Origin of the sequence: Cryptosporangium japonicum (genome assembly GCF_039524755.1) — a bacterium.
Lineage (GTDB): Bacteria > Actinomycetota > Actinomycetes > Mycobacteriales > Cryptosporangiaceae > Cryptosporangium > Cryptosporangium japonicum.
Genome location: NZ_BAAAGX010000012.1, coordinates 122,582 through 146,192, shown reverse-complemented (window position 1 = coordinate 146,192; position 23,611 = coordinate 122,582). Strand labels below are relative to the sequence as shown.

Sequence of the window (23,611 nt, the reverse complement as noted above, 5' to 3'; positions counted from 1 at the left end):
CACCGCGGAAGCGCCCGCCCGGTTCGTCCGGGCGGGCGTTCAGCGTGTCAGGGGCAGGGACACCGACCAGGGCTGGATCACCAGCACCACCAGCGCGGCGGTGGTGGCCACCTCGCAGGCGGCGCCGAGTACGTCGCCGGTGACGCCGCCGAAACGGCGGACGCAGTGGCGGACGAGCGCCCAGGCGACCACGAGCCCGGCCACCACGGCGAGCGGGCCGCGCCAGAGCGTGGGACCGCCGACGCCGGTCGCGACGGCCGCGGTGACGACCACGACGCCGGTCGTCAGCGCCAGCGCGACCGGCGAGACCGTGCCGGCCACGAGCGCCCCGAGCCCGTTCGGCCGGGCCGGCGGAACACCGGCGCGGCAGGCCCAGGTGACCGCGGCGCGGCCGGTCGCCGAGCCCACCGCCGGGAGCAGGAGCAGCGGCAGCACCGCGCGGGCGTCGGTGACCGCAGCCAGGCACGCCACCTGGGCGACGCCGACGAGGATCAGCGTGACCACGCCGAACGGGCCGATGTCGGGGGCCTTCATGATCGCGAGCGCGCGCTGCGGTTCGCCGTAGGAGCCGAGCCCGTCGGCGGTGTCGGCGAGCCCGTCGAGGTGCAGGCCGCGGGTGGCGAGCGCCAGCGTGCCGACGCCGAGCACGCCCGCCGCGAGCGGAGGGATGCCGACGAGCGTCGCGATCAGCAGGACGACGCCGGCGGTGAGGCCCACGGACGCGCCGACCAGCGGCGCGAGGAGCATCGCGCGGCCCGCGGTGCCCCGGTCCATCCGGCCGGCCCGGACCGGGACGACGGTGAGCAGTGAGAACGCGAGCCGTCCGGCGTCACCCACCGTGTTCGGCGACGTCGGGTGCGCGGGTGCCGGCGTCGTACCCGCCGACCCCACCGATCTCGTCGCCCGGATCGACCGTCACCTCGACCTCCTCCGGGCTCTCCACCACCGGCTGCGGGGCGGCCCGGACGAGCTCCATCGCGGCGGTGAGCACCGGCAGCGCGAGCAGCGCGCCGGTGCCGTCGCCGAGGCGGACCCCGAGGTTCACGGCCGGCTCGAGCCCCAGGAAGGAGAACGCCTGCTTCTCCCCGGCGCGGCCGGACGCGTGCGGCGCGCACCACCAGCGCGGCGCCTCGAACGCGAGTGCGCGTGCGACCAGCGCGGCAGCCGCCACCCCGACCCCGTCGAGCAGCGCCGGTGTGCGCCGCGCCGCGGTGCGAACCAGGAACCCGGCCGCGGCGGCCAGATCGGCGCCGCCGCCGATCGCGAGCAGGCGCCGGGTGGCGAGGGTGGCCGCGGCCTGGGAGACCCGGCGCATGCCGTCGCGGATCGCGGCGCAGCGTTCGATCCAGAGCGCGTCGGGCATGTGCGCGTCGTAACCGAGCGCGCGGACCGGCTCCACCACGCACAGCGAACCGATGACGACGGTGGCCGGCACCAGCGCCGATTCGGTGAGGACGACCGGGATCACCAGGTCGGCGCCGGAGTCGATCTCCTCGTCGGCCACCCGGGCGCCGAGGTCGAGCGCGGCGTCGACCTCGGCGGGCGTCAGCGGGTCCTCGCGGTTCAGCGCCGGGCTGCCGTTGCGTACCCGGCGGGCCGAGACGTCGCCGGGCAGCCGATCGCCGGCCAGCCCGGCGTCGACCAGGCGGACCGAGACGTCGGCGCGGTGGGCCAGCAGCGCCAGCGCGCCCTCGCCGGCCAGCAACGCCCTGGCCTCGGCCGCGCCGTCGGTGACGCCGTGGTCGGCGGCGAAGGCGACCAGGCGGATCCGGCGGAACGGCGTCTCCACCGACCGCACCGACCCCACCCAGTGCGCGAGGCCGGACAGTTGGCCGGTGGCCGTGCCCCACCCGGCCAGCCGGGCCTGGGCCGCCTCACCGGCGGCCCAGTCGGGCGCCACGGGCGTGAGGCTCTCCAGCAACGAAGATTCCGGCGGTGGCGCGCCGTCGGCGTCCGGATCAGTCACGTCAGGAGGCTATCCGCCCCGTCCGGCAACCGGAGTGCCCGCCCGGCCACGATCAGCACCGCGTGTTCGCAGAGCGCGGCCAGCCGCTGGTTCAGCGTGCCCTGCGCGTCGACGAAAACGCGCCCGGAGCGGGTGGCCGGCACGATCGTCCACCCCACCTCCGGGCTGACCAGCACCAGCTCGGCCGGGCACGCGGCGACGGCGGAGAGCAGCGCGGAGACGTCGGGGGCGATCGCGCCCCACGGGTCGTCCGCATCCCACGCCGACGCCGCGTCGAACGCGCCGACCAGCCAACTGCCGACGTCGTCGACGAGCGCCGCCGCGCCGGGCGGCAGCGCGGCCAGCGCGGCGGGCAGCGCGGCCGGGCCGCCGCCCACCTCCACGGTCACCCACGAACCCGAACGGCGTTCCCGGTGCGCGCGGACGCGGGCCGCCCAGTCGGCGTCGCCGGGCCGGTCCGGAGCGGTCGCCAGGTAGCTCACCGGCCCGGCGACGCGCGCGGCCAGGCGTTCGGCCCACGCGGACTTACCGGAACGGATCCCTCCCAGTACCAGCGTGCGCATCGAGGAGTCCTTGTAGGTTCGGGGAATGACATGGCAGTGGCGGTACGCGGGCAGCAGTGACCAGGGTCAGGTCTCCGAGGAGTTCCCCAGCCAGTCCGACGCCGAGAGCTGGCTCGGCGAACAGTGGCGTGAGCTCCTGGCCACCGGCGTCGACGAGGTCACCCTCGAAGAGAACGGCCGCGTCGAGTACGCGATGCCCTTGACGGCCGAGTAGCGCTCAGGGCCGGGTACGGGGGGAGCGGGTCAGGCCCGGGTCCCGCTCCACCACCGGGTCGAGGGCGTCGTCGATCGCCTTCAGGAGGTCGGCGTCGAGCCGGACACCGGACGCCGCGACGTTCTCGGTGACCTGCTCGGGCCGGGAAGCGCCGATGATCGCCGCGGACACGTTCGGGTTCTGCAGCACCCAGGCCACCGCCAGCTGGGCCGGGGTCAGCCCGGCCTGGTCGGCCAGCGGCGCCAGCTGCTGCACGCGGGTCAGCACGTCGTCGCGGAGGAAACGCTTGACGAAGTCCGCGCCGCCCTTCTCGTCGGTCGCCCGCGAGCCGGCCGGTGCCGGCTGACCCGGCTTGTACTTGCCGGTGAGCACGCCCTGCGCGATCGGTGAGAACACGATCTGACCGAGACCGGCCTCCACGCTGGCCGGGATGACCTCGGTCTCGATGACCCGCCAGAGCATGCTGTACTGCGGCTGGTTGGAGACCAGCGGGACACGCAGCTCCCGGGCCAGGTCGGCGGCGCGGGCGATCTCCTCGGCGCGCCACTCGGAGACACCGATGTAGAGCGCCTTGCCCGCCCGCACGACGTCGGCGAACGCCAGCATCGTCTCCTCGAGCGGGGTCTCGTAGTCGTACCGGTGGGCCTGGTACAGGTCCACGTAGTCGGTCTTCAGGCGGCGCAGTGACCCGTCGATGCCCTCGAAGATGTGCTTGCGGGAGAGCCCGCGCGCGTTGCGGCCCCGGCCGACCGGGAAGTAGACCTTCGTGAACAGCTCGTAGTCCGCGCGCCGCACGCCCTCCAGCGCCGCGGCGAGCACCGTCTCGGCGCGGGTACCGGCGTACACGTCCGCCGTGTCGAACGTCGTCACGCCCGCGTCGAGCGCGGTGCGGACGCACGCGATCGCGGCGTCCTGCTCGACCTGCGAGCCGTGGGTGATCCAGTTGCCGTAGGCGATCTCGGAGATGTAGAGCCCGGAACGACCGAGTGTGCGGAATTCCATGAACCCGACCGTAGTACTACTCTGGACGTTCGCCGGCCGGCGGCGGGCACCGATCGGGGTGCGCGGCGTGGTGGCTCATCCGAGCACATCACCCGAGGGGAGCCAGCTGCGGTGCCGGCGTTCGTCGCCCTGATCAGGGCCGGTTTTCGACGTCATTCCACGTATCGGCGGGCCATGCTCGCGTCCGCGTTCACGAACTCGGTCTTCGGGTTCCTCAAGACCTACGTGCTGCTGGCCGTGGCCGCCAACGGCGCCGTCGCCGGGTACGACGCCGCGGCGCTCGCGATGTTCGCGTGGGCCGGCCAGGGGCTGATCGGCGTCGTCCAGGTGTTCCAGTGGAACGAGTTGGCCGACCGCATCCGCACCGGTGACATCGTCGCCGACCTGCTGCGTCCGGTGGATCCGCTGGTGTCGTTCCTCGCGGTGGACCTCGGCCGCGCGCTCCACGCGCTGGCCGTGCGGCTCACCGTGCCGCTCGCGGTCGGTGCCCTCTTCTTCCCGCTGCGCTGGCCGGAGCACCCGATCACCTGGCTCGCCGTGGTGGCCTCGGTGGTGTTCGCCACCGTGACGAGCTTCGCGACCCGCTACCTGATCAACCTGCTGGCGTTCTGGTGGCTGGACGCCCGTGGGCCGGGCACGTTGTGGCTGGTCGGCGGCACGTTGTTCACCGGGTTGGCGGTGCCGATCCCGTTCTTCCCGGAGTGGGCGCAGGCCGTGCTGTGGTGCACGCCGTTCCCGTGGATGCTGCAGGCACCGCTGGACGTGCTGCTGGAGCGGGGCAGCGCGGTCACGCTCGTCGCCGGTGGTGCCCTCGCCGCCGGGCTGACGCTCGCGGCGGCGGCGTCGGCTCAGCGGGTGGCCGTGCGCCGGCTGGTGGTGCAGGGTGGCTGAGAACGCGTACGCCAAGCTGCTGGCCGCCCAGATCCGCGGTCAGCTGCAGTACCGGCTCTCGTTCACGTTCGACCTGGTCCTCAACGCCGGGATCACGACGATCGACGTGCTGGTGCTGCTCGCCGTGTTCCGGGTGACGCCGAGCCTGGCCGGGTTCGGCATCGGCGCGGTGCTGCTCATGACCGGCCTGGCCCAGCTGGCGTTCCAACTCGCGGACGTCGCCGTCGGCAACCTCGAGCGGGTGCCGCAGTACCTGCGCACCGGGCTGCTCGACGCGGTCCTGCTCCGGCCGCTCTCCACGTTCGGGCAGCTGGTCGTGCTCGACTTCTCGATCCGGCGGGCCGGCCGGATCGTGCAGGGACTGTGCACCTACGGGGTCGCGCTCCGGGTGGCCGACATCGAGTGGACGCCGGCGCGCGTGCTGCTCGCGGCCGTCGCCCCGCTCGCCGGAGCGGTCAGTTACGCAGCGATCTTCACGGCCGGCGCCGCGACGATGTTCTGGCTGGTGGACGGAGGAGAAGTGGTGAACGCGGTGACGTACGGAGGCCGCGATTTCGCGAGCTATCCGACCGCGATGTACGGCGCGTGGTTCGGCAAGCTGTTCGGGTTCGCGCTCGGGCTGGCCTCGGTCGGGTACCTGCCCGCGCTCGCGCTGCTGGGGCGCACCGACCCGCTGGGCACCCCGGCCTGGTCGCACTGGGCCGCGCCCGCGGTCAGCGTCGTGTGGGCGTTCGCGGCGGCCGGGATCTGGCGCGTCGGCGTCCGCCACTACCAGAGCACCGGCTCATGAGCGTCGTCGCCGCGGACGGGCTCCGCAAGGACTTCACGGTGTGGGCGAAGGCCGGCCGCTTCCGGCGGGAGCGCCGCACGGTGAGTGCCGTGGACGGCGTCGACCTGCGGATCGAGCCCGGCGAGATGGTCGGCTACCTCGGTCCGAACGGCGCCGGGAAATCCACCACGCTCAAAATGCTCACCGGCATCCTGACGCCGTCGAGCGGAACCGTGCGCGTGTGCGGTCTCGACCCGGTACCCGAGCGGGCCCGGCTGGCCCGCCGCATCGGAGCGGTGTTCGGGCAGCGCAGCCAGCTGTGGTGGGATCTGCCGCTGGCCGAGTCGTTCACGCTGCTCCGGTCGGTGTACCGCGTGCCCCCCACCGACCACGCGAAGCGGCTGGCGGAGTGCCGCGACCTGCTCGACCTGGACGAGTTCCTGGCCACGCCGGTCCGCCAGCTCTCGCTGGGCCAGCGGATGCGCGGCGAGCTCACGGCCGCCCTGCTGCACGACCCCGAACTGCTGTTCCTCGACGAGCCGACGATCGGCCTGGACGTCGTCAGCAAGGAAGCGGTGCGCGGTTTCCTGGCCGAGCTGAACCAGCGGTACGGCACGACGCTGGTGCTCACCACGCACGACCTGGCCGACATCGAGCGGCTCTGCGGGCGTCTCGTCGTCGTGGACCACGGCCGGGTGGTGCACGACGGCACGCTCGCGGCCCTGCACGAGCGCTACGGCTCCCGCCGCCGGCTCGTCGTCGAACTCGACGAGCCGCACGAGCGGCTGGACGTGCCCGGGGCCACCACCGAGTCCGTGGAGGCCGACGGGCGACGCCAGACGCTCGTGCTGGACGGCCCGCTCCCGGCCGTGGTGGCCGCCGTCGCCGCGGCGGCCCCGCTACGGGACCTGAAAGTGGTCGAGCCCGCGATCGAGGAGGTGATTACTAGACTTTTTCGCCGATCTTGACCTGCGGGCCCGGGGTGCGCATGCGGCGGAACTGCACCGAGCGCATCACGCCGTAGAACGTCAGGCCGCCGAGCTTGTCGGGCGCGTTCGGGAACCGTTCGCGCACGTTCTTGCGGATCAGGCGCGAGATCAGGAACACGTCGGCCAGGATCGCCACGATCAGCAGCAGCCAGAGGATGTTGGCCCCGAACCGCACCGCCGACGGCCACTGCGGCTGCGAGAACAGCAGCACGGCCAGCGCGCCGATCAGGAAGTACGACCCGACGTTGCGCCGGGCGTCGACCAGGTCGCGCACGAGCCGCCGCACCGGGCCCTTGTCCCGCGGGCTGAGGTACTTCTCCTCGCCCCGGCGCATGCCCTCGTACGCCCGGGAGCGCTCCTCGCGCATCTTGGCGCGCATGGCCTTCTTGTCCGTCGGCGTGGCGGCGGCCGTCACGTTGCGGGGCCGGCTGTTCGCGGTGCGCTTCGGCGTCGGCCGGCCCTTACCGGGGGTGTAAGCCTTGCCCGTGGGCTCGGACACCGGCTCGACCGTCTCCGGGACTTCGTCGGAAACGGGCGTGGACTTACGACGGAGAAGGCTCACCTGACCAGCGTATCGGCCCGGTCAGCCGATCACCCCGGCAGCGCCAGCATCTGGTCGAGCGCAACTCGGGCGAAGTGGGCGGTTTCGGAATCGACGGTGATCTGGTTGACGACCTCGCCGCGCGCCAGCGACTCCAGCGACCACACCAGGTGCGGCAGGTCGATTCGGTTCATCGTCGAGCAGAAGCACACCGTGCGGTCGAGGAACACGATCGTCTTGTCCGGGTGCGCGAGCGCGAGGCGGCGCACCAGGTTCAGCTCGGTGCCGATCGCCCACGACGAACCGGCCGGCGCGGCGTCGAGCATCTTGATGATGTACTCGGTCGAGCCGACATGATCGGCCGCCGTCACGACCTCGTGGCGGCACTCCGGGTGCACCAGCACGTTGACGCCGGGGATCCGGTCGCGCACGTCGAGCACCGAGTCGAGGCTGAACCGGCCGTGCACCGAGCAGTGGCCCTTCCAGAGGATCATCGTCGCGTCGCGCAGTTGCTGGGGCGTGAGGCCGCCGCCGGGCTTGTGCGGGTCGAACAGCACGCAGTCGTCGAGGCTCTGCCCGAGCTCCAGCACCGCGGTGTTGCGGCCGAGGTGCTGGTCGGGCAGGAACAGCACCTTCTCGCCCTGGGTGAAGGCCCAGTCCAACGCCTTCTTCGCGTTCGACGACGTGCAGATCGTGCCGCCGTGGCGACCGGTGAAGCCCTTGATCGCGGCGGAGGAGTTCATGTAGCTGACCGGCACCGTGGCGTCGGCGACCCCGGCGTCCGTCAGCACCTCCCACGCCTCGTCGACCTGCTGATCGGTGGCCATGTCGGCCATCGAGCAGCCGGCCGCCAGGTCGGGCAGGATCACGCGCTGGCCGGGGCCGGTGAGGATGTCGGCCGACTCGGCCATGAAGTGCACACCGCAGAAGACGATGTACTCGGCGTCCGGACGCGCGGCGGCGTCGCGGGCGAGCTTGAACGAGTCGCCGGTGACGTCGGCGAACTGGATGACCTCGTCGCGCTGGTAGTGGTGGCCGAGTACGAACGCGCGGTCACCGAGCTTCTCGCGGGCGACGTGGGCCCGCTCGACGAGACCCGGGTCGGACGCGGCCGGAAGGTCCCCCGGGCAGTCCACCCCGCGCTCGGACTCGGGGTCGGTGCCCCGGCCGAGCAGGAGCAACGCGGCGGCGGTGGGGGAGGGCTCCGCGAATCCCTGAGCGGTCAGGGCCGGAAGCCCGAGGTCGGTGCTCACGTTCACTCCGATCGACGCGTATTACCGCGGGGTTAATCATCGTGTCATGTGGTCGCGTTTCGGCCAGTGGTGCTGATCACTTTGAGCACAACCTCGTGAGCGGGTTTTCCGGCACCATGTGGCGCATGCGCGTACTCGTGGCTCCGGACAGTTTTGGCGGGACGTTGTCGGCCGGCGAGGCGGCGGCCGCGATCGCGGCCGGGTGGGCCCGGGAGGCGCCCGACGACACCGTCGTCACGCGTCCGCTGTCCGACGGCGGCCCGGGGCTGGTCGAGGTGATTCGCGCCACGCTCGGCGGCACGCTGGTGCCGGTGAGGGCGCGTGGTCCGCGCATGGAGGAGCTCGACGCCTCGTTCCTGCTGCTCGACGACGTGGCCTACCTCGAGTGCGCGACGGTGGCCGGGCTCCAGCTCGTACCCGCGCCCGAACGCGACCCGAAGGTCACCACCACCTACGGGCTCGGGCTGCTGCTCGCCGCCGCGGTCGAGGCCGGCGCCCGCACCGCGGTGATCGGGCTCGGTGGCAGCGTCACCAACGACGGGGGAGCGGGGCTGCTGGCCGCGCTCGGAGCCGGGCCGGTCGGGGTGTCCGGCACCGCGCTGCCGCCCGGCGGCGCGGCGCTGCGCGTCTGCGAGGGCCTGGCCGGCGTCCCGGCGCTGCGCGGCGTGCAGATCGTGGCCGCGACCGACGTCGACAACCCGCTGACCGGCATTCACGGCGCGTCGGCGGTGTACGGGCCGCAGAAGGGCGCGTCCGACAACGACGTCCAGATCCTGGACGCCGCGCTGGCGCACTGGGCCACGGTGCTGGAGCGTGACCTGCCGGGATGCCCCGTGGACGTGGGGAACCTGCCCGGCGCCGGCGCGGCCGGTGGCCTCGGGGTGGCCCTGCTCGCGCTCGGCGGCCGGCGCGAGGCCGGGATCGGGCTGGTGCGGCGGCTGATCGGCTTCGACGCCGCGGTCGCGGAGGCCGACCTAGTGATCACCGGCGAAGGATCGTTCGACTACCAGTCGCTGCGCGGGAAGGTCGTCGCCGGGGTCGCCTCGGCCGCGGCCGAGCACGGCGCGCCGTGCGTCGTACTGGCCGGGCGGGTGGCGGTGGGACGCCAGGAGGCCGCGGCCGCCCACGTCGACGAGGCGCGATCGCTGGTCGAACACGCCGGGCTGGAGCGCGCGATGGGTTCGGCCGCCGAGGTCCTGAGCGATTTGGCGGCCCGCACCGCACGGGACTGGAGTCGGCCCCGATCAGTTCGCTGAATCTTGTGCAACCATGGGAATGGACGCCGGGACCCCTTCGGTTGTCCCGGTAGTTGACCAGCGACACAACGGGAGCGATTGTGACCGTCTCCGACACCCACGAGCACGCCCCGACCAGCGACGGGGTCGTCCTCACCGACGGCGCCGCCAGCAAGGTCAAGGCCCTGCTCGACCAGGAGGGCCGGGACGACCTGCGCCTGCGCATCGCCGTCCAGCCCGGTGGCTGCTCGGGCCTCCGGTACCAGCTTTTCTTCGACGAGCGCTCGCTCGACGGTGACACGATCCTCGACTTCAGTGGCGTCGAGGTGGCGGTCGACCGGATGAGCAAGCCCTACCTGGGCGGCGCGACGATCGACTTCGTCGACACGATCGAGAAGCAGGGCTTCACGATCGACAACCCGAACGCGACCGGGTCCTGCGCCTGCGGCGACTCGTTCCACTGAGTATTTAGCTTTTCGCAACGGCGCTCACCAGTGGTGGGCGCCGTTTCGCGTGCATTAGGCTGTTCGCCGTTTGCGTTCTCCGGGTAATCCCGGTGCCCTCGTGCTGTTAACCCCGGATGGAGACCACCCCGGATGAAAATCGCCGTCACCGGGTCGATCGCGACCGACCATTTGATGCACTTCCCGGGCCGGTTCGCCACCCAGCTGATGCCCGACCAGCTCGACCGGGTCTCCCTGTCGTTCCTGGTGGACGACCTGGTCGTCCGACGGGGCGGCGTCGCCGCCAACATCGCGTTCGGGATGGGTCAGCTCGGCCTGCGCGGCATCCTCGTCGGCGCGGTCGGCAACGACTTCGCCGACTACCGCTCCTGGCTCGAGCGCCACGGCGTCGACTGCGACTCCGTGCACGTCTCCGAGTACGCGCACACGTCCCGGTTCGTCTGCACCACCGACGACGACATGTGCCAGATCGCGTCGTTCTACGCGGGCGCGATGAGTGAGGCCCGCAACATCGAGCTCGGCCCGATCGACACCCGCGTCGGCGGGCTCGACCTGGTGCTGATCGGCGCCAACGACCCGGAGGCGATGGTTCGCCACACCGCCGAGTGCCGGCAGCGGGGCCTGCGGTTCGCCGCCGACCCGTCGCAGCAGCTCGCCCGCATGACCGGGGAGCAGACCCGCCAGCTCATCGACGGGGCCGCGTTCCTGTTCACCAACGAGTACGAGAAGACGCTCCTGGAGAACAAGACCGGCTACTCGGCGGACGAGCTGCTCGACCGGGTCGAGATCCGGGTCACCACGCTCGGCAAGGACGGCGTCGAGATCGTCGGCCGGGGCATCGAGCGGATCCACGTGGAGTGCGCCACCGAGGCGGTGAAGGCCGACCCGACCGGCGTCGGCGACGGCTTCCGGGCCGGGTTCCTCACCGCGCTGTCCTGGGGGCTGGACCTGCGCCGGGCGGCCGAGGTGGGCAACCTGCTGGCCACGTACGTGCTCGAGACCGTCGGTACGCAGGAGTACTCGGTCGACACGACCGAGTTCGTCAAGCGCCTGGGCGACGACTACGGCGACCGCGCCGCCGAAGAGGTCGCCGCGCACCTCGCGAGCTAGACCAGTCTGCGGACGTCGTGTGCGGTGCCCTCGGTGCCTAGGTACCCGTGGGACTTCATGCGACACCAGGCCGGGATGTCGTTCCGGGCGGCGGGGTCGTCGGCGAGTACGCGGACGACCCCGCCCACCGGCACCTCGGAAATGCGCCGGGCCAGCTGGATCACCGGCAGCGGGCAGCGCATCCCCAGGCAGTCCAGCGTGAGATCGGGTGTCACAGCCCGGTCACCCCGGCGGTGGCTCGCAACTCGGCGACGATCGCCGGGAGCTCGGTGAGGAACCGCTCCACCTCCGCCTCGGTGGTGCCGGAGTGCAGCGACACCCGCACGTTGCCGTGCGACAGCACCCCCATCGCCTCCAGCACGTGCGAGGGGGAGAGCGTCGAGGACGTGCACGACGACCCGGACGACACCGCGAACCCCCGGGCGTCCAGCGCGTGCAGCAGCGCCTCCCCGTCGACGTACAGGCACGAGAACGTGACCAGGTTCGGCAACCGGTCCACCGGGTCACCCACCACGTCGACGTCGGGCACGGTGGCCGCCACCCGCTCCCGGATGCGATCGATCAGCGGGCTCAACCGCGCGGCCTCGGCCCCGGCCTCCGCGTGCGCCGCGCGCAGTGAGGCGGCGGCCGCGACGATCGCCGGCAGGTTCGACGCCCCGGGAAAGCGCCCGCGTTCCCGCTCGTCCGCGGGATAGGGCGAGGTCCAGCGCGTGCCGGTACGCACCACCAGCACGCCCACCCCGGCCGGGCCACCCCACTTGCGCGCGCTCCCGGTCAGCAACGACCAGCCGCTCGGCACCGGAGCACGGCCCAGCGTCTGGGCGGCGTCCACGTACAGCGGAACCCCCGCCGCCGCGCACGCCGCCGCCACCTCGGCGACCGGTTGCACGGTGCCGACCTCGTGGTTCGCGCTCATCAACGCGGCCAGCGCGACGCCCGGCGCGGCGAGCGCATCGGCGAAGGCCGACGTGGACACCCGCCCGGCCCGGTCCACTCCCACCGGTACGGCCGTACCGTGCGGCCCGGCGGTGTGCCGGACGGCGGCGTGCAGGACGGCGGAGTGTTCCACTGCGGAGTGGACGAACACGGAGCCGGCGCGGCGCCGCCCGGCCAGGCCACCGAGCACGGCCAGGTGTGCGGCCACCGACCCGTTCGCGCAGAACGTGACCTCGTCCGATCGCGCACCGACCACCTCGGCGACCACTGCCCTCGCGGCGTCGAGCAGCTGCCCGGCCCGCCGGGACTCGGTGTACAGACGGGCCGGATCGGCCCACCCGTCGTCGAGTGCGGCGGCGAAGGCCTGTTTGGCCACGGGGTGGAGGGGCACCGCAGTGGCAGCGTCGAAGTACGTCCGTATTGGTGGTACTTGCTGGTCGGACACGATTCGAAACGCTACCCCCGGCGCGTCGCCGACCCCTGCGGGTCCGCGTCACGGGGGTCCAGTAGTCTACGTTCGGTCGAAGGGATTGAGACCCGACTCAAGCAGGTCGTCGGGCGCCGATGAGGAGGGCGACTGGTGGGGGCAAACCCGTCAGCGAGTGCCGAACGTCGTGGTCGGCGTTCTCGCGCCGGGCGCATCGCCGCTGTCACCGGCATTGCCGGGTCGATGGCGCTGCTGCTGTCCGGCTGCTCCACCGAGGAAGTGCTCCGGTTCGGGTGGCCCAAGGGCATCACCCCGCAGGCCGAGCAGATGATGGACCTCTGGACCGGCTCGGTCATCGCCGCGCTCGCCGTCGGTGTGTTCGTCTGGGGCCTGATCTTCTGGGCGGTCATCCGCTACCGCAAGAAGAGCGACGAACTGCCGGTGCAGACGCGGTTCAACCTGCCGATCGAGATCCTGTACACGGCGGTCCCGTTCCTGATCATCGCGGTGCTCTTCTACTACACCGCGATCGTCCAGACGTACGTGGACAAGCAGAAGGCCAACCCGGACGTCACGGTCTCGGTCGTCGCCTTCAAGTGGAACTGGCAGTTCCTCTACCCCGAGGAGCTCGACACCGAGCGGCAGCCGATCGGCACCGTCGGGTCCACCGAGGAGATCCCGGTCCTGGTCGTGCCGACCGGTCAGCGGATCCGGTTCGTCGAGACCTCGAACGACGTCATCCACTCGTTCTGGGTGCCCGCGCTGCTGTTCAAGCGTGACGTGGTCCCGGGTCGGACGAACTCGTTCGAAGCGACGATCAACCCCGGTGAAGAGGGCGCGTACGTCGGCCGGTGCGCCGAGCTCTGCGGCACCTACCACGCGAACATGAACTTCGAGCTCCGTGCGGTGACGCCGGAGAAGTTCGACCAGTTCATCGAGGCGAAGAAGACCGGGGCGTCGACCCACGACGCGCTGCAGCAGATCGGTGAGTCGCCCGTCGCCACCACGACGACGCCGTTCAACACCGACCGCACCGCGCGTACGCCGAGCTAGGAGAAGCGGCTATGAAGAGCGAATCCAGGATCTTCAACCTGCTCGCCCTGTTCCTGTTCGCGATGGCGGCGGTGTACGGCGTCTGGACGTCGAAGATCGACGAGGGCACCGAGTGGGTCGGCGTCGTCGCGCTGATCCTGTCGGGTCTGCTGTGCGGCATGTGTGGCCAGTTCTTCTCGCTGGTGGCGCGGCGCATCGAGGCCCGCCCCGAGGACCGGTCGGACGCGGAGATCTCCGAAGGCGCCGGCGACCTGGGGTTCTTCAGCCCGGGTAGCTACTGGCCGTTCGGCATCGCGGTCGCGGCGTCGATCGCCGGGCTCGGCGTGGCCTACTGGTTCCCGTGGCTGATCGCCCTCGGCGTCATCGCGGTCCTGTTCGCCGTCACGGGTCTGCTGTTCGAGTACTACACCCGCACGGGCGAGCACTGAGGGCGGCCCGCCCAGAACGACGCTGACAGGCGAGCGCGAGCCCTTGAGTATCAGCTATACGAGGCGGTCTCGCGCTCGACTGCCAGCGCCGCCCTGGGCGGGCTCCAGGTCAGAACAGAAGCCGACCCCCTACGGGGGGTCGGCTTCGCTGTTTCACGCAGCGTGTTGGGCGGCCCAGGCCAACTCGGCGGCGGAGCGGACCACGGCCTGCTGGTCGGGGGTCAGGTAGGGCTCGACCACCGGCGCCAGCTGGGCGTAGAGGCCCAGGGCGGCCCGGCAGGAGTCGGGGAGCTGCTCGCCACGCAGCCCCAGGGCCGCGTCCTGCGAACGGCGCCAGGACGGCCCCATCGCGTCGGCGACCAGGTCGAACAGCCGGTGCTCGCTGTCGTAGAGGATGCGGTGGTGCACGGCGGCGACCACGGGTAACCGGGTGGCGAGGCGGTTGCGCGTCACGGCGGCGGAGGTGCGCCGCCCCGCGGCCAGCGACCCCACCAGGCGCTGCACGACCTCGGCCCGCCCGGTCATCTGGCCCGCGATCCAGGCCCGGCGGGGCCCCTCGATGTCCGACCAGCGCCACGCCCCGGCCTCGGCGACGAGCTCGTTCGCCCGGCCCTCGGAGTCGTGCAGGATCACCGCTCCGCGCCACCCGGGAACCGTGCTGCCGGCGAGCTTCGGATCGGCGAACGAGCCCCGCACGGCGTCGGCGGTGCGCCAGGACACCGACATGAGCAGCCCGCCGAGCTGGCGGTGGGTGTACTCCGGCCCGCTCCCGAGGGCCACCAGATCGACGTCACTGTGTTCGTGGGCGTCGCCTCGGCTCTGGCTACCGAGCAGCACGACGCCGGAGGTTCCGGCAGCAACCAGGTCTGCGACTGTCGCCGCCACCGCGGCGGCAACCCGCGGGGGGAGAGGGGGCGGCACGGGCTAAGTGTCCCATCGGGTCCGGTCTGACGGAACGTTTCGTCAGCATTTCTTCACGCACTGTTGTCTCGTGGCCGTGTGCTGTTCGCACGCGGCTCACCTGCGGCAACGGTAGACCGAGCCGCTCCGTGCGGGGGAGGCGTGCAAACGTTGTGTTGGTCACGCGCGGGGCGGTCAGCCCTGGGTGGCGACGGCGATCCAGCGGTCCAGTGCGGTGCTCGCGGAGCCGGAGTCGATCGCCGCTGCGGCCTTCTCCAGACCGGCACGCAGCGACGCTTCCAGGCCCCCGGAGAACCCGTCGAACGCCGCGATGCCCGCGGCGGCGTTGAGCACCACCGCGTCGCGGACCGGGCCGCGCTCACCGGCCAGTACCGAGCGGGCCACCTTCGCGTTGAACGCCGCGTCGGCGCCCCGGAGATCCTCCCGGGCGGCCCGCGGAACGCCGAGGTCGGCCGCGTCCAGCACGGTCTCGGTGACCGAGCCGTCCGCGACCACCCAGAGCCGGGTGGGCGCGGTGGTGGTGAACTCGTCCAGGCCGTCCTCGCCGCGCATCACGACCGCGGAGGCGCCGCGCTGCGCGAAGACCTCGGCCATCACCGGGGCCATCCGCAGGTTCGCGCAGCCCACCGCGCTGGCCCGTACCCGGCCCGGGTTGGTGAGCGGACCGAGGAAGTTGAAGAACGTCGGGACGCCCATCTCCTTCCGCGGGACGCCCGCGTGACGCATGCCGGGGTGGTAGATCGGCGCGAAGCAGAACGCGATGCCGGCCTCACGGACGCACACCGACGCCAGCTCGGGCGTCATCGAGATCGGGACGCCGAGGTATTCGAGCAGGTCAGCGGCGCCGGTGCTGCTGGAGGCCGCGCGGTTGCCGTGCTTCACGACCGGGATGCCGGCCCCGGCGACCACGATCGCGGCCATCGTCGAGATGTTGACGGTGTGCGCCTGGTCCCCGCCGGTACCGACGATGTCGACCGCGTCCGGTGAGACGTCGATCGGCGTCGCGGCCGCGAGCATGCCCGCGACCAGGCCGCCGATCTCCGCCGCGGTCTCACCCTTGGCGCGCAGCGCCATCGCGAACGCGGCGATCTGCACGGGGGTGGCGTCCCCGGCCATGATCTGGCTCATCGCCCAGGTGGTCTGCTCGGGGGTGAGTGCTTCCCGGGCCAGCAGCGTGTTGAGGAGTACGGGCCAATTCATCGGGCGGGGACGCCCAGCTGGGTGCGCAGCACGTCGGCCACCGTGGTCGCGGCGGCCACCGGGTCGAGCGGGTGGGAGAGCACCGCGTCGGCCTCGGACCAGGTCGCGAGCCAGCGGTCGACCTTGCGCGCCAGCACGAGACAGACCGGCGGGCAGTCGTCGATCTCGTGCTTGAGCTGACGGGCGATGCCCATGCCGCCGGTCGGCCACGCCTCGGCGTCGAGCAGCAGCAGGTCGAGCCCGCCGGCGTCGGTCAGCCGGACGACCTCGTCACCCGTGCTCGCCTCGACCCAGGTGATCGGACCGATGTCGGCCGCGGGACGGCGCCCGACGGCCATCCGGATCCGCTCCCGGACGGCCGCGTCGTCGCTGTAGACGAGAACGGTGGCGGGCGAGGCGTTCGTCATAGTGGGGCTCCCGACGGGCGACGGCTGCGGGGACGTTGTGAGCGGATCCTAGCGCTGGTCGGTGGCCGGCCTGCCCGCCAGCCGGGCGAGGTGCGCGTTGTACGCCTCCAGCGCGTTGTCCTCACCGGTGGTGCGGTCGAGCTGGCGGTCGATGCGTGCCGCCGTGCGTTCGTCCGAGCGGATCCACTGGGTGACGAACGCGGCCAGCATCAACAGGCTGATCAGGTCGCCGGAGGCCCAGAGCAGGCCGCCGCCGACCTGCTGGTCGGTGGCCGGGGACACCCAGCTCAGGTTGAGGCCCTCGTAGTACGAGGTGGCGATGCGCCCGGCCATCTGCATGATGATCACGCCGAGCACCGCGTGCAGCGGCATCGAGATGATCATCATCAGCGCCCGCGCGGGGTAGGGCCACCGGCCCGGCAGCGGGTCGAGGCCGATCAGCGGCCAGAAGAACAGCGACCCGACGACCATGAAGTGCACGTGCGTGAACTCGTGCAGCCAGGTGCTGGTCAGCGTCGCCGGGTACCAGCCGGAGAGGTACAGCGCGTACGGCGTCGCGATGAAGAACGTGAACGCGATCAGCGGGTGGCTGATCAGCTTGAAGTAGCGGCTGTGCAGGAACCCGAGCAGCCAGCTCTTCGGTTTCGGGGGCAGCGTGCGCAGGGCCAGCGTCACCGGTGCGCCGAGCGCCATCAGGATCGGCGCCACCATGCTCAGCAGCATGTGCTGCACCATGTGCGCGCTGAAGAGCGTGTCGTCGTAGGTGCCCAGACCGGACAGCGTCGCCACCGCGACGATGCCCAGCCCGCCGGGGACGAACGCGAGTGTTCGTCCGATCGGCCAGCGGTCGCCGCGGGCGCGCAGCTTGTGGACGCCGTAGAGATACAGACCGGCGGCCACGACGAGCGCGATCGCCATCCACTGGTCGAGGTTGGCGGCAGTGAACAGCGTTGCCGGAGTGAACGGCGCTAGCTCGGAGCTGGCCGAAATGCTGGTCAGAGCAGTGGGGGCCGACACGTCCTCCACCTTAGGCCGGAATCTACGACACGACGTAGGCACCCGGTGCGTGCGCTGGGATTCGTGCGGGACATAATGCTCCCGTGACGACGGCCACGACCAGTATCGAGAAGAGCCAGATCCACTCGCTGACGCGCCCGAACATGGTCAGCGTCGGAACGATCGTGTGGCTCTCCAGCGAGCTCATGTTCTTCGCGGCTCTGTTCGCGATGTACTTCTCGATCCGAGCTTCCGGCCCGGGTCAGCGTCTCTGGGCGGAAGAGACAGAGAAGCTCAACGTCCCGTACGCGTTGGTGTTCACGACGATCCTGGTGCTGTCCTCGGTGACGTGCCAGATCGGGGTGTTCCGCGCCGAGGTCGGTGACGTCTACGGGCTGCGGCGCTGGTTCGCGCTGACGTTCGTGATGGGGCTGATCTTCGTGCTCGGCCAGGCGTACGAGTACCAGCACCTGGTGCACGAGGGCGTGACGATCCCGGCCAACGGCTACGGGACGATGTTCTACCTGACCACCGGGTTCCACGGTCTCCACGTGATCGGCGGCTTGATCGCCTTCCTGTTGATGATGGGCCGCAGCACGCTCGGCCCGTTCACGCCGGCCCAGGCCACCAGCGCGATCGTCGTCTCGTACTACTGGCACTTCGTCGACGTCGTGTGGATCGGCCTGTTCGCGACGATCTACTTCGTCCAATGACCCCGTCAGTCACGACTGTTTCTCCGAACGACAAGGTGGATCAATGACCGCCTCCGACGCCGCCCGTAGGCGCGGCCGGAACCGCAATCGAGCTGGGCGCCTGGGTCGCGCCGTCATGCTCGTGGTGGCGCTCGGTCTGATCGGCGGCGCGTACGCCACGTTCGCGCCGACCGGGCAGGCCGACGAGACCTCCAGCTCGATCGCGGTCCGCGAAGGGCAGAAGCTCTACAACGAGAGCTGCATCACCTGCCACGGGCAGAACGCCCAGGGCGTCAAGGACCGTGGCCCCAGCCTGATCGGCGTCGGTTCCGCATCGGTCGAGTTCCAGGTCTCCACCGGACGCATGCCGGCGGCGCGCCAGGAAGCGCAGATCCAGCGCAAGCAGCCGGCCTTCAACGACGAGCAGACCGACCAGCTCGCCGCGTACATCCAGTCCATCGGTGGCGGCCCGCAGATCCCGGACGGTGACCTGCGCGGCGACGAGGCGCTCGGTGGCGAGCTGTTCCGCGTGAACTGCTCCTCCTGCCACGCGTTCTCGTCCAACGGTGGTGCTCTCTCCTCCGGCAAGTACGCGCCGTCGCTGGAGCCCTCGAGCGACCGGGACATCTACGCGGCCATGCTGACCGGCCCGCAGAACATGCCGGTCTTCGGCGACAACCAGCTCACGCCGGACGAGAAGAAGGCGATCATCGCCTACGTCCAGACGCAGAAGACGGACGCCGACCCGGGTGGCTGGGGAATCGGCCGCACCGGCCCCGTGCCGGAGATGGTCGTGATTTTCGCGATTGGCATCGTGGTGTGTCTCTTCGGGGCGCTGTGGATTGCGGGTAAGTCATGAGTGACTCTCACGGGAGCGGCACCGAGGTCGAATTCGACCCGACCGACCCGAAGCACAACCAGTTCGACCTGGTGCGTGAAGGTGCCCGGCGGGACGGCGTCGAGATCGTCCACTACCAGCCGCGGTTCGCGGTCGCCGGCACGAAGCGCGAGAAGCGCATCGAACGCACGATCGCGTTCCTGCTCGCGCTGACCGGCCTCTCCGCGCTGGCGTTCATCGTCATCTACGTGGCCTGGCCGTACGAGTACGAGCAGGGCTACCACGCGGACAAGCTGTACACGCCGCTGCTGGGCTTCACGATGGGCGTGGCGCTGTTCTCGCTGGGCGCCGCGATCATCGTCTGGGTCAAGAAGTTGATGCCGGAAGAGGTCTCGGTCCAGGACCGGCACGACAACAACCCGAATCTCGACGAGCGTGCGCTGACCGCCGCGACGATCATGAACATGGTCGACGAGACCGGCATCAAGCGCCGTCCGCTGCTCAAGGGCGCGCTCGCGCTCGGGGCGGCGCCGCTGGGCATCATGGCGATCATGCCGCTCGGCGCCCTGATCAAGGACCCGCACCCGGACGGCGAGACCTCGCCGCTCTGGACCACCGGGTTCAAGGAGGGCGTCCGGCTGGTCCGCGACGACGGCACCCCGATCCGCCCCGGCGAGGTCTCGGCCGGCGGTCTGGAGACGGTGTTCCCGGGTATCCCGCACGGCACCGGCCTCAAGTACGCCGACTCGCCGACCCTGCTCATCCACCTCCGTGAGGAGGACGCGGCCGAGTTCAAGCCGCGTAAGGGCTACGAGAACGCGCACTACGGCAACTACTTCGCCTACTCGAAGATCTGCACCCACGCCGGTTGCCCGGCGAGCCTCTTCGAGCAGCAGACGAACCGGCTGCTGTGCCCGTGCCACCAGTCGCAGTTCGACGTCAAGGACAGCTGCCGGCCGATTTTCGGTCCCGCCACCAGGCGACTTCCGCAGCTTCCTATTACCGTGGATGAAGAGGGCTACTTCGTCGCTCAGAGCGACTTCAGGGAAGCCGTCGGACCGGCCTTCTGGGAGCGTCCGTAATGCCTTTGCTGCCGAAGATCAAACCCGCGGCCGTCGGAACTTGGGCTGACGACCGGCTGGAAGCGTCGACGCCGATGCGTCGCGTGTTCAACAAGGTTTTCCCCGACCACTGGTCGTTCATGCTGGGCGAGATCGCGCTGTACTCGTTCGTCGTCCTGCTGCTGAGCGGCACGTTCCTGACGCTGTTCTTCACCCCGTCGCCGCAGGAGGTCGTCTACGACGGCGTCTACACGCGGCTGCAGGGCGTGGAGATGTCGAAGGCGTACGACTCGGCGCTGAACATCTCGTTCGAGGTCCGGGGCGGTCTGGTCATGCGCCAGATCCACCACTGGTCCGCGCTGATGTTCGTCGCGGCGATGCTCGTCCACATGTTCCGCACGTTCTTCACCGGTGCGTTCCGCCGCCCGCGTGAGCTGAACTGGGTCATCGGCGTGACGCTGTTCGTCCTGGGCATGTTCGAGGGCTTCCTCGGCTACTCGCTCCCGGACGACGCGCTCTCCGGCACGGGCCTGCGCATCGCGTCCGCGATCATCTACTCGATCCCGGTCGTCGGTACGTGGGTGTCCTTCGCGCTGTTCGGCGGGGAGTTCCCGGGTGAGTTCATCCTGGAGCGCTTCTACATCATCCACGTGCTGATCCTGCCCGCCGCGATCCTCGGTCTGATCGCCGCGCACATGGGTCTGCTCGTCAAGCAGAAGCACACCCAGTTCCCCGGCCCGGGCCGCACCGAGCAGAACGTGGTCGGCCACCGGATGTTCCCCGGGTTCGCGGCCAAGGCCGGCGGCTTCTTCATGCTGGTGTTCGGCGTCATCGCCGGCCTCGGCGGCCTGGTGCAGATCAACCCGATCTGGCTGTTCGGCCCGTACGAGGCGGCGGTCGTCTCCGCCGGTTCGCAGCCCGACTTCTACATGATGTGGCTCGACGGCGCCGTGCGGTTGATGCCCGCCTGGGAGTTCCGCAGCTTCGGCTACACGATCCCCGCGATGTTCTGGCCTTCCGTGGTGCTCGCCGGCGTGATGTTCACGCTCGCCGGTGCGTATCCCTGGCTGGAGCAGAAGTACGGCAAGGACCGATCCCATCACAACCTGCTCCAGCGGCCGCGCGACGCGCCTGCCCGCACCGGCCTGGGCATGATGGCGATCAGCTTCTTCATCGTGCTGCTGCTCTCGGGCGGCAACGACATCATCGCCGACAAGTTCGACATCAGCCTCAACGCGACCACGTGGGCGGGCCGGATCGGTCTGTTCGTCGTCCCGCCGATCGCGTACTTCATCACCTACCGCATCTGCCTCGGTCTGCAGCAGCACGACCGTGAGGTGCTGGCACACGGTGTGGAGAGCGGCATGATCCGGCGCCTGCCGTCGGGCCAGTTCATCGAGGTGCACCAGCCGCTGGGCGAGGCCGACGAGCACGGCCACACGCACCTGGAGTACGTCGGCGCCGCGGTGCCGAAGAAGATGAACAAGCTGGGTGCCGGTGGGCGCGCGGTGCGGGGCTTCTTCATCCCGGTCGAGCGGCCGCAGGAGGTCGAGAAGACCGCGGTCGGGGCGGGCACCGACGGCAAGAAGCCGTCGGAGCTGAGCGGAGCTTCAGCTTCGGACTCCGGCAACTACTGACGCTTGACCACGAGGCCCCGCCGATCGCCGATCGGCGGGGCCTCGTGCTGTCCGCAGAGCGGTGCCGTTTGTGGGGCGCTGGTGTCCGTGGGGCACTGGTGTCCGTGGGGCGCTGGTGTCTTGCGGGGTCCGGCGTGTGCGGGGCTGACATGTACGCGGCTGGCGTATGCGGGCCGTGGTGATGCGCACTCAGGCGGGCGTGCGCGTGCGCGTGGCAGTGGGCTGCAGTGTGCAGGGTTGGCGTGCGCGGAGGCGTGCGTGCGTGCGAAGGCTGGCAGGTGCGGGCTGGGCACGGGGCGAACATCATTCGCAGCTGCTGTCATGCGTGCGGCTGGGCTGCGGGACGCCGTCACACTAAGGGCTGATGGACGCGTGGGATGCGAAAGGGCGGCCGCGCGCGGAGCCGGCGTGCGCGTGGGCTGCTGTGTACGCGGGCTGTCGTGCGTCGAGGCCGGCGTGAGGTAGTCGTGGGTCTGGCGTTGTTGTGCGCAGAGTCCTTCCAGATGTGCGGTTGAGAGGCGCGGGCGCGGTTACGCGAGGCGCTGTTGTGCGCCCGAGACTGGAGTGCACGGAGGCCAACGTGAGACTGTCGTGCTTACGGTGTTGTCGTGCGCCGTGCTGTTGAGGTACGCGGGCGCGGCTAGGCGACGAGCTGTTGTGTCCGTGGGGCTGGCGTGTGCCTGAAGTCGGCGTGCTCGCGTGGGCTGCTGTGCGAGGGCTGGCGTGAGGTAGTCCTGGATGGGGTTCTGTCGTGTGTCGGGCGTGAGGCGCGCGGACGCGGTTACCCGAGGAACTTTCGTGCCTGTAGGGCTGAGGTGTGCGACTCCACCTGCCGCGCGCGTGGAGTCGGCGAGTGCGGTGGGCTGCTCTGTGTGCCAGGGCTGGCGGGGACGGAAGCGGCGTGGAGCCGTCGTAGGTAGGGCGCCGTTGCGCAGGCTCCTGCCATGCGTGAGGTGGGCGCGGGTGCTGTCACGCTAGACGGTGTCAGGCGTAGAGCTGGCATGCGCGCATGGGCTGTGCAAGGCCTGGAGTGCGGCGTGCGCGGAGGACGGCGTGCGCGGAGGACGGCGTGCGCGGAGGAGGGCGTGGGTTGTTGTGCGTGCGGTGTTGTCCTGCGCACGCGTGCTGCGTTCGGGGAGGTTGAGGCGCGCGCGGGCTGTCGCGCGAGGGGATGTCGGGCTCGTGAGGCTGCGGTTCGCCGGACTTCTACGCGTGGATCCGGCGTTTGTGCGGAGCCGGTCTGCGCGGGCGGGCGTGTGCGCGGGGCTGCCGTGCGCGGGACGCTCGCCCGCTTTTCGGGCCTATCCACGGCTGGGTAGGCCCGAGTAGTTGTCGTAGGCCCGAGTACTTGCGGTGGGTCGGGACTTCGCATGGGGCGCCTGGGTGCTATGTGTCCGCGGGGTACGTGAGCGGCCATGTGCGAGCGCGAGCGTTTGAGCACAGGATTTGAGCGCTGCGTGGTCATGCGGAGCGTTGGGCGTAGGAGTGGCCCCGCGGAGCGTTTGAGCGTAGGAATGGCCGCGCGGAGCGTTTGAGCGCGGGAGTAGCCGCGCGGGTTGTTGGCGCTGCACGTCGGCGCGGAGTGTCCGCGTGTGTGCGGCCGCGCGTTCCAGGAGCGCTGTGCGTCCGTGCGGAGTATTGAGCGTCAAGTGCCGCGCGGGCCGTGAGCGCTCTTCGGGTGCGTGGGGCGGGCCGAGTGGGTCAGTCGGCGTCTTCGAGGCCGATGGAGAAGGCGGCGTCCAGGTCGTGGCGCGAGTAGGCGCGGAAGGCGATGTGCGTCTCGGTGTCGACGATGCCCGGCACCTTGCTGATGCGCCCGGCGATGACCTCGGCGATGTCGTCGAACTGATGCACCCGCACGATCGCGATCAGGTCGACGTTGCCCGCGGTGGAGTACACCTCACTGACGCCGGGCAGATCGGCGAGGGTCTGGGCGACCTCGGGGATCGAGTCGGTCTCGCAGCTGATCATCACGATCGACGTGATCACGGTGGACGCTCCTCGGACTCCTCCGCGGT

26 protein-coding genes are annotated in these 23,611 nt (G+C 70.9%); 13 read left to right on the top strand and 13 right to left on the bottom strand.

All coding sequences use genetic code 11. The features are described from left to right. Window positions 1–39: 39 nt before the first annotated feature. The 3 genes from ABD437_RS16170 to ABD437_RS16160 are packed head-to-tail and all read right to left on the bottom strand — an operon-like array spanning window position 40 to window position 2,529. On the bottom strand, window positions 40–837 hold the full coding sequence (locus ABD437_RS16170) for an adenosylcobinamide-GDP ribazoletransferase (protein WP_344649665.1): 798 nt from the start codon (window positions 835–837) through the stop codon (window positions 40–42). Continuing rightward, the gene (locus ABD437_RS16165; protein WP_344649664.1) at window positions 830–1,966 is read right to left on the bottom strand and encodes a nicotinate-nucleotide--dimethylbenzimidazole phosphoribosyltransferase; all 1,137 of its coding nucleotides are present in this window, start codon (window positions 1,964–1,966) and stop codon (window positions 830–832) included. The genes ABD437_RS16170 and ABD437_RS16165 overlap by 8 nt, the downstream gene beginning before the upstream one ends. Further along, on the bottom strand, window positions 1,963–2,529 hold the full coding sequence (locus ABD437_RS16160; RefSeq protein ID WP_344649663.1) for a bifunctional adenosylcobinamide kinase/adenosylcobinamide-phosphate guanylyltransferase: 567 nt from the start codon (window positions 2,527–2,529) through the stop codon (window positions 1,963–1,965). The genes ABD437_RS16165 and ABD437_RS16160 overlap by 4 nt, the downstream gene beginning before the upstream one ends. Window positions 2,530–2,554: 25 nt before the next feature. On the opposite strand from ABD437_RS16160, the gene ABD437_RS16155 reads away from it, so the two are divergent. Continuing rightward, a complete protein-coding gene (locus tag ABD437_RS16155; RefSeq protein WP_344649662.1) occupies window positions 2,555–2,743 on the top strand; it encodes a hypothetical protein in 189 nt (62 codons plus the stop codon). Window positions 2,744–2,746: 3 nt separating this feature from the next. On the opposite strand, the gene ABD437_RS16150 is transcribed toward ABD437_RS16155, so the two are convergent. Beyond that, window positions 2,747–3,745: an aldo/keto reductase family protein gene (locus tag ABD437_RS16150; RefSeq protein ID WP_344649661.1), complete on the bottom strand. Its 999-nt coding sequence runs from the start codon at window positions 3,743–3,745 to the stop codon at window positions 2,747–2,749. 174 nt (window positions 3,746–3,919) lie between these two features. Between ABD437_RS16150 and ABD437_RS16145 the strand changes: the two genes are divergently transcribed. Genes ABD437_RS16145 through ABD437_RS16135 form a run of 3 tightly spaced genes read left to right on the top strand, consistent with a single transcriptional unit; the run spans window position 3,920 to window position 6,373 of the window. Continuing rightward, window positions 3,920–4,636, top strand: a complete 717-nt coding sequence (locus ABD437_RS16145; protein ID WP_344649660.1) for an ABC transporter permease — start codon at window positions 3,920–3,922, stop codon at window positions 4,634–4,636. Beyond that, window positions 4,629–5,426 (top strand): ABC transporter permease, encoded by a 798-nt coding sequence (locus ABD437_RS16140; protein WP_344649659.1) that lies wholly within the window; start codon window positions 4,629–4,631, stop codon window positions 5,424–5,426. The genes ABD437_RS16145 and ABD437_RS16140 overlap by 8 nt, the downstream gene beginning before the upstream one ends. Further along, the gene (locus ABD437_RS16135) at window positions 5,423–6,373 is read left to right on the top strand and encodes an ABC transporter ATP-binding protein (protein ID WP_344649658.1); all 951 of its coding nucleotides are present in this window, start codon (window positions 5,423–5,425) and stop codon (window positions 6,371–6,373) included. The genes ABD437_RS16140 and ABD437_RS16135 overlap by 4 nt, the downstream gene beginning before the upstream one ends. Here ABD437_RS16135 and ABD437_RS16130 read toward each other — a convergent pair. Then, a complete protein-coding gene (locus ABD437_RS16130; protein ID WP_344649657.1) occupies window positions 6,351–6,893 on the bottom strand; it encodes a DUF3043 domain-containing protein in 543 nt (180 codons plus the stop codon). The genes ABD437_RS16135 and ABD437_RS16130 overlap by 23 nt on opposite strands. 92 nt (window positions 6,894–6,985) lie before the next feature. Then, window positions 6,986–8,188: a quinolinate synthase NadA gene (nadA, locus tag ABD437_RS16125; protein ID WP_344649656.1), complete on the bottom strand. Its 1,203-nt coding sequence runs from the start codon at window positions 8,186–8,188 to the stop codon at window positions 6,986–6,988. 125 nt (window positions 8,189–8,313) lie between these two features. On the opposite strand from nadA, the gene ABD437_RS16120 reads away from it, so the two are divergent. From ABD437_RS16120 to ABD437_RS16110, 3 genes are all read left to right on the top strand, one after another. Continuing rightward, window positions 8,314–9,444, top strand: coding sequence for a glycerate kinase family protein (locus ABD437_RS16120; protein WP_344649655.1), 1,131 nt, complete (start codon window positions 8,314–8,316; stop codon window positions 9,442–9,444). 80 nt (window positions 9,445–9,524) lie between these two features. Then, window positions 9,525–9,887, top strand: a complete 363-nt coding sequence (locus ABD437_RS16115) for a HesB/IscA family protein (protein WP_344649654.1) — start codon at window positions 9,525–9,527, stop codon at window positions 9,885–9,887. Between the two features lie 132 nt (window positions 9,888–10,019). Continuing rightward, window positions 10,020–10,997, top strand: a complete 978-nt coding sequence (locus ABD437_RS16110) for a carbohydrate kinase family protein (protein ID WP_344649653.1) — start codon at window positions 10,020–10,022, stop codon at window positions 10,995–10,997. Here ABD437_RS16110 and ABD437_RS16105 read toward each other — a convergent pair. Next, on the bottom strand, window positions 10,994–11,212 hold the full coding sequence (locus ABD437_RS16105; protein WP_344649652.1) for a sulfurtransferase TusA family protein: 219 nt from the start codon (window positions 11,210–11,212) through the stop codon (window positions 10,994–10,996). The genes ABD437_RS16110 and ABD437_RS16105 overlap by 4 nt on opposite strands. Continuing rightward, window positions 11,209–12,378 (bottom strand): cysteine desulfurase family protein, encoded by a 1,170-nt coding sequence (locus ABD437_RS16100; protein WP_344649651.1) that lies wholly within the window; start codon window positions 12,376–12,378, stop codon window positions 11,209–11,211. Before ABD437_RS16100 ends, ABD437_RS16105 begins: the two co-directional genes overlap by 4 nt. A 135-nt stretch (window positions 12,379–12,513) precedes the next feature. On the opposite strand from ABD437_RS16100, the gene ctaC reads away from it, so the two are divergent. Both ctaC and ABD437_RS16090 read left to right on the top strand, forming a co-directional pair. After that, window positions 12,514–13,413 (top strand): aa3-type cytochrome oxidase subunit II, encoded by a 900-nt coding sequence (gene ctaC, locus ABD437_RS16095; protein ID WP_486304006.1) that lies wholly within the window; start codon window positions 12,514–12,516, stop codon window positions 13,411–13,413. 11 nt (window positions 13,414–13,424) lie between these two features. Beyond that, window positions 13,425–13,841 (top strand): cytochrome c oxidase subunit 4, encoded by a 417-nt coding sequence (locus tag ABD437_RS16090; RefSeq protein ID WP_344649649.1) that lies wholly within the window; start codon window positions 13,425–13,427, stop codon window positions 13,839–13,841. A gap of 153 nt (window positions 13,842–13,994) precedes the next feature. Here the strand turns inward: ABD437_RS16090 and ABD437_RS16085 are convergent, their stop codons facing one another. From ABD437_RS16085 to ABD437_RS16070, 4 genes are all read right to left on the bottom strand, one after another. Next, complete coding sequence (locus ABD437_RS16085) at window positions 13,995–14,678, bottom strand: nucleotidyltransferase domain-containing protein (RefSeq protein ID WP_344649648.1); 684 nt, start codon at window positions 14,676–14,678, stop codon at window positions 13,995–13,997. 258 nt (window positions 14,679–14,936) lie between these two features. Further along, the gene (gene trpD / locus ABD437_RS16080; RefSeq protein WP_344649647.1) at window positions 14,937–15,962 is read right to left on the bottom strand and encodes an anthranilate phosphoribosyltransferase; all 1,026 of its coding nucleotides are present in this window, start codon (window positions 15,960–15,962) and stop codon (window positions 14,937–14,939) included. After that, complete coding sequence (locus ABD437_RS16075) at window positions 15,959–16,369, bottom strand: hypothetical protein (protein ID WP_344649646.1); 411 nt, start codon at window positions 16,367–16,369, stop codon at window positions 15,959–15,961. Before ABD437_RS16075 ends, trpD begins: the two co-directional genes overlap by 4 nt. A 48-nt stretch (window positions 16,370–16,417) precedes the next feature. Beyond that, complete coding sequence (locus tag ABD437_RS16070) at window positions 16,418–17,386, bottom strand: cytochrome c oxidase assembly protein (RefSeq protein WP_344649645.1); 969 nt, start codon at window positions 17,384–17,386, stop codon at window positions 16,418–16,420. Window positions 17,387–17,529: 143 nt separating this feature from the next. Here ABD437_RS16070 and ctaE point away from each other — a divergent pair, with 143 nt between their 5' ends. From ctaE to qcrB, 4 genes are read left to right on the top strand one after another with little or no spacing between them, the layout of a single operon-like run. After that, window positions 17,530–18,078, top strand: a complete 549-nt coding sequence (ctaE, locus tag ABD437_RS16065; protein WP_425558166.1) for an aa3-type cytochrome oxidase subunit III — start codon at window positions 17,530–17,532, stop codon at window positions 18,076–18,078. Between the two features lie 43 nt (window positions 18,079–18,121). Further along, window positions 18,122–18,916 carry a cytochrome bc1 complex diheme cytochrome c subunit gene (gene qcrC, locus ABD437_RS16060; RefSeq protein ID WP_344649643.1) on the top strand — a complete coding sequence of 265 codons (795 nt, stop codon included), beginning with the start codon at window positions 18,122–18,124 and terminating at the stop codon, window positions 18,914–18,916. After that, window positions 18,913–19,977, top strand: coding sequence for a cytochrome bc1 complex Rieske iron-sulfur subunit (gene qcrA / locus ABD437_RS16055; RefSeq protein WP_344649642.1), 1,065 nt, complete (start codon window positions 18,913–18,915; stop codon window positions 19,975–19,977). Before qcrC ends, qcrA begins: the two co-directional genes overlap by 4 nt. Then, window positions 19,977–21,593 (top strand): cytochrome bc1 complex cytochrome b subunit, encoded by a 1,617-nt coding sequence (gene qcrB / locus ABD437_RS16050; protein WP_344649641.1) that lies wholly within the window; start codon window positions 19,977–19,979, stop codon window positions 21,591–21,593. The genes qcrA and qcrB overlap by 1 nt, the downstream gene beginning before the upstream one ends. A gap of 1,701 nt (window positions 21,594–23,294) precedes the next feature. Here the strand turns inward: qcrB and ABD437_RS16045 are convergent. Next, window positions 23,295–23,582, bottom strand: coding sequence for an Lrp/AsnC family transcriptional regulator (locus ABD437_RS16045; RefSeq protein ID WP_344649640.1), 288 nt, complete (start codon window positions 23,580–23,582; stop codon window positions 23,295–23,297). Window positions 23,583–23,611 lie beyond the last annotated feature (29 nt).

What these genes read in the sequence shown, in the direction of transcription:
- ABD437_RS16160 (WP_344649663.1), bottom strand. Translation starts at nt 2,529, where the DNA reads ATGCGCACGCTGGTACTGGGAGGGATCCGTTCCGGTAAGTCCGCGTGG.
- ABD437_RS16155 (WP_344649662.1), top strand. Translation starts at nt 2,555, where the DNA reads ATGACATGGCAGTGGCGGTACGCGGGCAGCAGTGACCAGGGTCAGGTC.
- ABD437_RS16150 (WP_344649661.1), bottom strand. Translation starts at nt 3,745, where the DNA reads ATGGAATTCCGCACACTCGGTCGTTCCGGGCTCTACATCTCCGAGATC.
- ABD437_RS16145 (WP_344649660.1), top strand. Translation starts at nt 3,920, where the DNA reads ATGCTCGCGTCCGCGTTCACGAACTCGGTCTTCGGGTTCCTCAAGACC.
- ABD437_RS16135 (WP_344649658.1), top strand. Translation starts at nt 5,423, where the DNA reads ATGAGCGTCGTCGCCGCGGACGGGCTCCGCAAGGACTTCACGGTGTGG.
- ABD437_RS16120 (WP_344649655.1), top strand. Translation starts at nt 8,314, where the DNA reads ATGCGCGTACTCGTGGCTCCGGACAGTTTTGGCGGGACGTTGTCGGCC.
- ABD437_RS16110 (WP_344649653.1), top strand. Translation starts at nt 10,020, where the DNA reads ATGAAAATCGCCGTCACCGGGTCGATCGCGACCGACCATTTGATGCAC.
- ABD437_RS16090 (WP_344649649.1), top strand. Translation starts at nt 13,425, where the DNA reads ATGAAGAGCGAATCCAGGATCTTCAACCTGCTCGCCCTGTTCCTGTTC.
- trpD (WP_344649647.1), bottom strand. Translation starts at nt 15,962, where the DNA reads ATGAATTGGCCCGTACTCCTCAACACGCTGCTGGCCCGGGAAGCACTC.
- ABD437_RS16075 (WP_344649646.1), bottom strand. Translation starts at nt 16,369, where the DNA reads ATGACGAACGCCTCGCCCGCCACCGTTCTCGTCTACAGCGACGACGCG.
- ctaE (WP_425558166.1), top strand. Translation starts at nt 17,530, where the DNA reads ATGGTCAGCGTCGGAACGATCGTGTGGCTCTCCAGCGAGCTCATGTTC.
- qcrC (WP_344649643.1), top strand. Translation starts at nt 18,122, where the DNA reads ATGACCGCCTCCGACGCCGCCCGTAGGCGCGGCCGGAACCGCAATCGA.
- qcrA (WP_344649642.1), top strand. Translation starts at nt 18,913, where the DNA reads ATGAGTGACTCTCACGGGAGCGGCACCGAGGTCGAATTCGACCCGACC.
- qcrB (WP_344649641.1), top strand. Translation starts at nt 19,977, where the DNA reads ATGCCTTTGCTGCCGAAGATCAAACCCGCGGCCGTCGGAACTTGGGCT.